Below are 8207 nucleotides of genomic sequence, written 5' to 3'. Positions count from 1 at the left end.
CGATCGGCCGGGTGCACCCGCGGGTGCACCCGGCCGATCGCGGCGAACAGTTCCAGGTGCGGACCGCGCAGGCCTTCGGCGTCGGCGATGGCGAACAGCCGCGGGGTGCGCGGGTCGCCGTCCTTGTGCACGTGGTGCCCGAGCCCGGGCACGAACTTCTTTTCCGCGCGGCGCTTTTCGACGGTTTCGAGCGCGAGCGCGTCCCAGCCCGCCTGGTCGGCGGGCTGCTCGACGCCGGCCAGGACCTCGTGCAGGAACCGGCCGCAGTCCTCGGTAACGCCGAGGAAGCGCGACCCGCCGCCCAGCAGGCCGGCCGCCAGGGCGCCCTGGACCGAGTCCGGCGCGGACAGGTACGTCAGCCGCGTGACGATCGCGGTCGGGGTGAAGCCGTGGTCGGCCAGCGCGGCCAGCACCGCCTCGAAGACCCGTGTTTCGCCCGGGGACGGTCGTCGCTGCGTGGCCAGCCAGAAGGCGAGCTCGCCGAACCCGACCGTGCCCATGACGTCCTCGGCCAGGTCGTGCCCGAGCAGCGTGATCTTGTCCTTCGTGGACGCGCCGAGGGCGGTTTCGTAGACCGGGTCAGCCATCGGCGGCCTCCGTCAGCCACGCCCGCAGTTCGGCACCGTGTTCGTCGAGCTCCGGAGGCGGCAGCCGGTACCCGGCCGGGGTCGCGGAGAACCGGATGGGGTGGCGGGTCGTCGGGACCGCGCGGTCGCCCGCGCCGACCTCGACGATCGGGTCCAGCCCGAAGCGTTCGGCCATCGCGAACCCGCCGTCGATCGTGTTGATCGGTCCACAGGGGACACCGACCTTCGTCAGCGCGTCGAACCAGTCCACCGCACCGCGTTTGGCCAGCCGCTCGACCAGGATCGGCCGGAGCTCCTCGCGGTTCTTCGTCCGGTCGGCGTTGCGGGCGAACCGCGCGTCGTCCGGGACGCCGGGCAGGTCGAGGACCTCGCACAGCCGCCGGAACTGCCCGTCGTTGGCCGCGGCGACGATCAGGTCGGCATCGGCCGTCGGCAGCGGCTCGTAGGGGAAGACGCTGGGGTGGGCGTTGCCCATCCGGTAGGGCACCACGCCGCCGGCGGCGTAGGCCGAGCTGTGGTTGACCAGCCCGGTCAGCGCCGAGGACAGCAGGTTGACCTCGACGTGCTGGCCCGCGCCGGTCGCGTCGCGGTGGCGCAGCGCGGCCAGGATGCCGATCACCGCGTGGTTGCCCGCCATGACGTCGAACACCGAGATCCCGGCCCGGTACGGCGGGCCGTCCGGATCGCCGGTCAGGCTCATCAGGCCCGAGATCGCCTGCACCATCAGGTCGTAGCCGGGCACGTGCGCGCCTTCGCCCGCCCCGAACCCGCTGATCGAGGCGTAGACGCTGCCGGGGTTGGCCCGGCTGACCGCCTCGTAGTCCAGGCCGTACTTGGTCAGCCCCCCGGGCTTGAAGTTCTCGATCAGCACGTCCGCGCGGGCCGCGAGCTCGCGCGCGACGGCGGCGTCGGCCTCGTCGCGCAGGTCCAGCGCGATGGACCGCTTCCCGCGGTTGACGCCGAGGTAGTACGTCGAGACGTCGCCGCGCACCGGCGGCATCCACGTCCGCGTCTCGTCGCCCTGCGGCCCCTCGACCTTGACGACGTCGGCGCCCATGTCCGCGAGCAGCATCGTGGCGTACGGGCCGGCCAGCACCCGGGAGAAGTCCGCGACCAGCAGCCCGGACAGCGGGCCGGAGGGTGAATCCACGCCATGCCTCCACTCGTGTCCGCCTGACGGACCAGTGTCCGCAGTCTGCTCCCGACCGCGGCCGTGGTCAAGGCGCCGTGGGGACGGTGACGTGCGGGACGCTGTCCAGCCGCGCGAAGTCCGCGCTGATCTCCCCGGCGGTCTGCAACAGCAGCGGCAGGTGGTGGTCGAGCAGCTTCTCGACCGGGGTCTCGGCGGCGTGGCAGTTGACGTTGACCCCGGCGATCACCCGGCCCGACCCGTCGCGCAGCGGTGCGGCCACCGAGCGGATGCCCAGCGCGAGCTGCTCGTCGGTGAGCGCCCAGCCGCGGGCGCGGACCTCGCGCAGCTCGGCGTCGCGTTCGGCGCGGTCCGGCTGCCAGCGCGGCACCAGTCCCGACCGGGTCGGTTCCGCCAGCACCGCCTCCAGCTCTTCCGGCGGCAGCGCCGCCAGCTGGACCTTGCCCAGCGATGTCGGCAGGGCCGGGAACCGGGTGCCGATCTGCACGCTGAGGCCCACGATCTTCGGCACCGCTACCCGGGCGACGTAGACGATGTCGGACCCGTCGAGCTGGGCGATCGAGCACGACTCGTTCGTGCGCGCGACCAGCCGTTCCAGGTGCGGGCGGGCGACCTCCCACAGGCCCGTGGAGTGCACGTAGGCGACGCCGAGGTCGAGCACCCGCGGCGTCAGCGAGTAGTCGCGCCCGTCGGTGCGGACGTAGCCGAGCTCCTCGAGGGTCAGCAGGATCCGGCGCGCGGTCGGGCGGGCCAGGCCGGCCGCCGAGGCGACCTCGGCCAGCGTCATCGCCCGCCGGCCGGACCGGAACGCGGTGATCACCTCGAGCCCGCGTGCCAGCGCCTCGATGAAGTCGGGACCGGTTCCCTCGCGTGGCATGCGCGACCTCCCTCTGCTGTGGTCCTCCCCGGCAGCGTAACCGCGGGGATTGACACCGGCGCGGCACTGGACGAAAGTGGCGGCACCCGCCGAGTGTCCGTGCAGCGGACAAGTGTACGCAGTGTCGGTATTGGAGGCAGTCATGTCCGGATCGATCGTCCTGCGGGGTGGCACGGTGCTGACCCTCGACGACGGGCGCCGCGTCCTGCCCGGCGAAGACGTCCTGGTCGACGGCGACCGCATCGCCGCGATCGGCCCGGCACTGGAAGTCCCGGCGGGCACGACCGAGATCGACGCCTCCGGCGGCATCGTCATGCCCGGGATGATCGACACCCACCGCCACCTGTGGCAGACGGCCATGCGCGGCTACGGCGCCGACTGGACGCTGACCCAGTACTTCGTCTGGTACTACCTCGAATGGGGCAAGGTGTTCCGCCCCGAGGACATCCACGCGGGCAACCTGCTCGGCGCGTGGGAAGCCCTGGAGGCCGGTGTCACGACCACCGTCGACTGGTCCCACGGCTTGCAGACCACCGCGCACGCCGACGCGGCGGCCGACGCGCTCGAAGCCGTCCCCGGCCGGTTCGTGCTGGCCTACGGCAACATCCAGGACGCCCCGGCGAACTGGACGGCCACGCCGGAGTTCCGCGACTTCGTCTCCCGGCGCACCGGCGGCGACCTCGGCTTCCAGCTCGCCTTCGACGTCACCGGCGACCCCGCGTTCCCCGAGAAGCCGGCGTTCGAGGTGGCCCGCGAGCTCGGCGCGCCGGTGACCACCCACGCCGGCGTCTGGGGCGCGACCGGCGACGACGGCATCCGCCTGATGTACGACCACGGGTTCATGACCCCGGAGACGATCTACGTCCACGGCGCGTCGCTGTCGGCGGACTCCTACCACCGCATCGCCGCCACCGGCGGGTCCGTGTCGGTCTCCACCGAAAGCGAGCAGAGCGCCGGCCAGGGCTATCCGCCCACCTGGGCGCTGCGCCAGTACGGCATCCCGGTGTCCCTGTCGATGGACACCTCGGTGTGGTGGAGCGGCGACCTGTTCTCGGCCATGCGCGCCACCCTGGGCGCCGACCGGTCCCGGGAGCACCTGGAGGCGCACGCGAAGGGCGAGACGGTGACGCACGCGGCGCTGCGGGCGGAACAGGTCGTGGAGTGGGCCACCCGCGGTGGGGCCGCGGCACTGGGACGCTCGGACCTGGGCAGCCTCGAGGTCGGCAAGAAGGCCGACGTCGTCCTGCTGAAGAACGACGACTCCCCGGTGTCGTTCCCGCTGCTGAACCCCTACGGGCACGTGGCGTTCCAGGCGCAGCGCGCCGACGTCCACACCGTGCTGGTCGGCGGCCGGGTGGTCAAGCGCGACGGCAAGCTGGTCGGCGCCGACCTGCCCGCCCTCCGGCGGCGTGTCGAGGACACGGTCGAGCACCTGCGCGCGCAGCTGGGGGAGGAGGCGTGGCGGCAGGGCATGAACCCCGACGTCCCGGAGACCAAGGTCCTCGACAACCCGTACACCTACACCGACTACCAGAGCGACCGCACTCACGGCGGCTGAGCTACCGTTCCCTCCGTGGTCCAGGTTTTCGTGCAGCCCGCCTACGGCACCGCGGACGCCCGCCGCTACGGCGCGGAATCCCTGGAAAAGACCGTGGCCTTCCGCGAGTTCGCCGACCTGCTCGACCCCGTGGACCTCGCCCGCCTGAACACCCTGCACCCGGGTGGACGCGCCCGGTTCTGGGGCGCCAAGGACAGGTACGACCGCCGGATGGACACCGTGACCACCGGCGACGTCGTGCTGTTCACCGGCCGCAAGCACGTCCAGGCGACGGCCGAGGTCGGACACGGGTTCCGCAACCCCGCCTTCGCGCGCCGGCTCTGGCAGCCCGACCCGGGGAAGTGCCTGTTCAGCAACGTCTACAGCCTGCGCCGCTACCGGCGTGTCGGGCTGCCGTACGAAGCGGTGTGGGCGCTGCCCGGCTTCAACCCCGGCGACAACTTCATGGGCCTGCGGTTCCTCGACGAAGCGAAGTCCGCCGCGGTGCTGGGACTGCTCTCCGCGCACTGAGGCGCGGGGCCGCTCAGCAGTGCGGCATCACGTCGTCGAAGGAAGCGCAGTTGTCCTGGTCCCACGGGGTCGTCTGCCACTGCTCGGCCGTCAGGATCCGGGACGTGTCGCCCGCGACGAACTTCCAGGGCCCGTAGTAGGAGTTGCTGAACCAGTAGTTGCCCTGGTCGCGGGTGATGGCGTCCTGGATGACCTTGCCCTGGTACGGCGACCACGACGGGTACGTCCCCCAGTTGGACAGCAGCGCCATCTTGCCGCAGTTCCCGTTCGTGCAGCCGACGCGGGCCGGGTCGAAGCGGAACGTGTTGTCGTGCACCTCGACCAGCTGGGTCTTCCAGCGGCAGTCGTCGTACAGCGGCGGGGACGCGATGCCCGGCGCCGAGCACTGCGTCCGGTCGGCGACGAGCTTGGTGCAGGTGTTGATCGAGGTGTTGGCGGGGCTGTTGCAGAACCGGTCGGCGTTCTCCCAGGCGGTGATGCCGGACCAGTTGTCCTCGAAGGTGTTGTCGTAGATGTCGACGAGGTGCGTGCGGGCCGGCACCCGGGGCTCGCCGCCCGACTCGGACAGGTAGACGCTCGCCACCGGGAAGTTGTCCCCCTTGTCGGCGCGGCGCTTGCCCGCCACCAGGCTGTTGCGGCGCAGGACGTTGTCGCGGAACACGAGGTTGTAGCTGATCTCGTAGAACAGCGCCTCGGCGTCGTTGTCCTCGATGAGGTTGTTCTCGATCAGGAAGTCGTTGTTGTCGGTGTCGGCCCAGAGCCCGGCGCCGTGGTTGTGGTGGATCCAGTTCCCGCGGACGTCGGCCTTGTCGACCACCCAGAACTTGATTCCGCCGCTGCACCCGCAGCCGGGGCTGCGCGTTTCCCAGTCGTCGGTGTTGTTGCCCGAAATTTCGTTGCCCTCGACGATCAGTGCGGTGATCGTGTTGTCCGACCGGTAGGCGTTCATGCCGTACTGGCCGTTGTTGCGCAGGCAGCTGTGCCGCACCTCCTGGCGTGCGCCGGCCATGATTCCCGCGCCTTTGTTGTTCTGCACGGTGGTGTTTTCGATGATCCAATGCTCGCCGGAATCGTGGTTCACCACGCCCTGGTCCTGCGGGGCGACGAAGTTCTGGATGGTGAGCCCGCGGATGACGACGTTCTTCGCCAGCTGGGTGAAGGCCGCGCGGTTGATGCCCTGCCCGTCGAGCACCGCGCCGGGCGCGCCGAGGTAGACGTTGCCGTCCTTGGGGATGACCTGCCCGAACGGGTCCGCCGCCAGCAGGTGCGTGCCCGGCGGCAGCCAGAACGTCGTGCCGGGCGGCGACTCCTGCGACTTGCGGTAGAGGTCGCCGGGTACCGCGGCGTCGACGGTGACCGCGCCCGCCGGAGCCGTGGTGTTGGCCAATGGCTGGTGATCGCACACCGGCCCGGGCGTCACCACGGCCGCGGCTGCCGGGCCGGGCGGCACGACGAACGCGGCCAGCAGAACGACGGCCAGAATTGATCTCATCGGCGACATGGGTGAAACCTACGCAATTGACCGCGCAACGGCGTGGTCCGATCGAGTCCATTCATGTGGTTTTCGGGTGTACCAGGTAACGAAAAAAACAGTGATTACTCCACGACTCTGAATACCGTGGGAACAATAGGTGGACGGTTCTGTTATCGTGGCGCGGTCCCGGTTCGCGGCCGGAATTCTCCGCCGCGGCGCGCTCGGGCGGCGTGGCGCGGGTGGGCCACCTGCCGCGTTCCGGTCAGCCGGCCGGCCGAGCGCGGGCGCGGGCGAGCGGAGGACGGCGGCCGGGCCGTCCGCGGCGCCGGCTCGGGACCACGGTTTTTTCCGCTAAACGGAGGACTACCTGAGCGAGTGATTTCCGGCCATTCGTTCCGGTCACTCCGGCGGCGGCGAACTAGGCTGGTTCAACCCCATTCCGGATCTGTCCTCCACTCGGCGGTTCCCGCGCACCGATCGGGTATTTGCGCAGGTCAAGGCGCTGTGAAGGCCTCGTGGGGGCGGTAACGTCAGCAATCGGACAGAACTTCTGCCCCGGCGTCCGGGCCCCGAATGAAACCCGGCTGCCGCACTCAGGAAGGAACCCCGAGAAATCATGTCCACATTGCGACGACTGGCTGTCGCCGGCGCTTTCGCGCTGCCGCTTTCCCTCGTCATCGCCGGTCCGGCGACGGCGCACCCGATCGACTGGCCGCACGACTCCTGGAGCGCCGAGAGCTCCAGCAGCTGGGCCGGCATCGGCGGCGCGGGCACCACCGACACCGACGAAGGCGCGACCTGGTGGGGACACCACTGGTCGGAGTCGGACTCCGCGGTGGCCGGCATCGGCGGCGCCTCCGTGACGCACAGCGGCGAGTCCGGCAACGACCACGGCTGGAACCACCCGTGGCACCACACCGTGCACGACGGCTGGTACGGCGGCGGCGACGACGACGGCGACTGCGACGACTACGACGGCGACGACTACGTCACGGGCGACTACGACGATGACGACGAAGACGTCGTCGTGCACCACGTCGTGAGCCACCCCGACCCGGTGTACGACGCCGACGACGACGATGACGCCGACGACGTGGGCTACTACGCCGAGCAGCACTCGGCCGGGGTGGACGGCGCGACCTCGGCGCACGTCGTGAGCCACGCGGGCGAGCACCACGCCACGTACGAGGCGGAGAAGCTGACGGCCGGCCCGTTCGGCGCATCGTCGGAGGGTGCGCACGCCGTGGCCGTGCCGGACTACGCGGGCTACCACGCCTGGTACACCACGGCCGGTGTGGGCGGGGCCGCGGCGCACTCGACCACCGCGGTCGCCGACGCCACCGCGGCGGACGACGACCACTGGGTCGTCGACCACGACGTGGACGACGAATCCGACTACGACGAGGACTGACCTCAGCGTCGAAGCCGAGGCTGAGCGAGCCGGGTCCGCACCGCGCGGACCCGGCTCGCTCAGCAGGGGGCGTCCGGGTCCGCGGCCGGGGTGAACTCCAGCCGCAGGGCGTCGGTCCGCGGCAGCACCAGGGCGGTCCCGTCGGCCTTGTGCCACTGCACGGGCAGGAGGAAGTACTGGCCGCCGGACTGCAGGACCAGCTTCAGCCCGGTGTACCGGTAGTGGTAGGCGGTGTCGGGGTTGCGGCACGGGGTTTCGCGCACCCCCGGCGCGGTGAGGTTCAGGCTCTTGGCGCTGTAGAGGACGGTCTCCGGCGGCGCGGCCAGCCCGGCCTCGATCTGGAGGGCCCGGCCGACGCCGACCGAGGCGGAGTAGTCGGCCACGGCCCAGAAGAGACCCACGCTGACCAGCGCGAACGCCGCCAGCGACTCGGCGGTCGCCACCGCGGCCGGCAGCGGCCGCCCGGCCCGGGCCGCGAGCAGGCGCGAGGCCGAGACGAGGAACAGGACGCCGAGGGAGAGCCCGGCGCCGGGGACCGAGTACGACGAGGCGAACGCCTCGGGACGCACCACGCCGACGGCCGCCACCGCCAGCCCGGCCAGCCCGCCCACGACGGCCGCCGGCGTCGCGAGCCGGAGCA

At 71.4% G+C, this 8207-nt stretch carries 8 protein-coding genes; 3 read left to right on the top strand and 5 right to left on the bottom strand.

Features of this window, described 5'->3' with window-relative positions:
• The 3 genes from CCN39_RS08995 to CCN39_RS08985 form a co-directional block, all read right to left on the bottom strand.
• A partial coding sequence (locus tag CCN39_RS08995; protein WP_086840262.1) for a citryl-CoA lyase occupies positions 1-587 on the bottom strand: 587 nt, incomplete at its 3' end.
• Positions 580-1737: a CaiB/BaiF CoA transferase family protein gene (locus CCN39_RS08990; RefSeq protein WP_086840261.1), complete on the bottom strand. Its 1158-nt coding sequence runs from the start codon at positions 1735-1737 to the stop codon at positions 580-582. The genes CCN39_RS08990 and CCN39_RS08995, both read right to left, overlap by 8 nt.
• Before the next feature lie 67 nt (positions 1738-1804).
• Complete coding sequence (locus CCN39_RS08985) at positions 1805-2614, bottom strand: IclR family transcriptional regulator domain-containing protein (protein ID WP_086840259.1); 810 nt, start codon at positions 2612-2614, stop codon at positions 1805-1807.
• Between the two features lie 142 nt (positions 2615-2756).
• Here CCN39_RS08985 and CCN39_RS08980 point away from each other — a divergent pair, with 142 nt between their 5' ends.
• Both CCN39_RS08980 and CCN39_RS08975 read left to right on the top strand, forming a co-directional pair.
• Positions 2757-4172, top strand: coding sequence for an amidohydrolase family protein (locus CCN39_RS08980; RefSeq protein ID WP_086840257.1), 1416 nt, complete (start codon positions 2757-2759; stop codon positions 4170-4172).
• A gap of 15 nt (positions 4173-4187) precedes the next feature.
• A complete protein-coding gene (locus CCN39_RS08975; protein ID WP_086840256.1) occupies positions 4188-4682 on the top strand; it encodes a hypothetical protein in 495 nt (164 codons plus the stop codon).
• A 13-nt stretch (positions 4683-4695) separates the two neighbouring features.
• Here the strand turns inward: CCN39_RS08975 and CCN39_RS08970 are convergent, their stop codons facing one another.
• Complete coding sequence (locus CCN39_RS08970; RefSeq protein WP_086840254.1) at positions 4696-6183, bottom strand: right-handed parallel beta-helix repeat-containing protein; 1488 nt, start codon at positions 6181-6183, stop codon at positions 4696-4698.
• Between the two features lie 589 nt (positions 6184-6772).
• On the opposite strand from CCN39_RS08970, the gene CCN39_RS08965 reads away from it, so the two are divergent.
• Entirely contained in the window at positions 6773-7567 is a 795-nt protein-coding gene (locus CCN39_RS08965) for a hypothetical protein (protein ID WP_086840252.1), read from the top strand.
• 59 nt (positions 7568-7626) lie between these two features.
• Here CCN39_RS08965 and CCN39_RS50090 read toward each other — a convergent pair.
• The coding region (locus CCN39_RS50090; protein WP_086840250.1) for a hypothetical protein at positions 7627-8207 on the bottom strand (581 nt) is incomplete at its 5' end.

Source organism: Amycolatopsis kentuckyensis, from assembly GCF_002155975.1.
Classification (GTDB): domain Bacteria; phylum Actinomycetota; class Actinomycetes; order Mycobacteriales; family Pseudonocardiaceae; genus Amycolatopsis; species Amycolatopsis kentuckyensis.
This window is presented reverse-complemented; position numbering and strand designations above follow the sequence as displayed.

Excerpts from the sequence above, each read along its gene's own strand:
- CCN39_RS08985 (WP_086840259.1), bottom strand. The coding sequence starts at position 2,614 with ATGCCACGCGAGGGAACCGGTCCCGACTTCATCGAGGCGCTGGCACGC.
- CCN39_RS08980 (WP_086840257.1), top strand. The coding sequence starts at position 2,757 with ATGTCCGGATCGATCGTCCTGCGGGGTGGCACGGTGCTGACCCTCGAC.
- CCN39_RS08970 (WP_086840254.1), bottom strand. The coding sequence starts at position 6,183 with ATGTCGCCGATGAGATCAATTCTGGCCGTCGTTCTGCTGGCCGCGTTC.
- CCN39_RS08965 (WP_086840252.1), top strand. The coding sequence starts at position 6,773 with ATGTCCACATTGCGACGACTGGCTGTCGCCGGCGCTTTCGCGCTGCCG.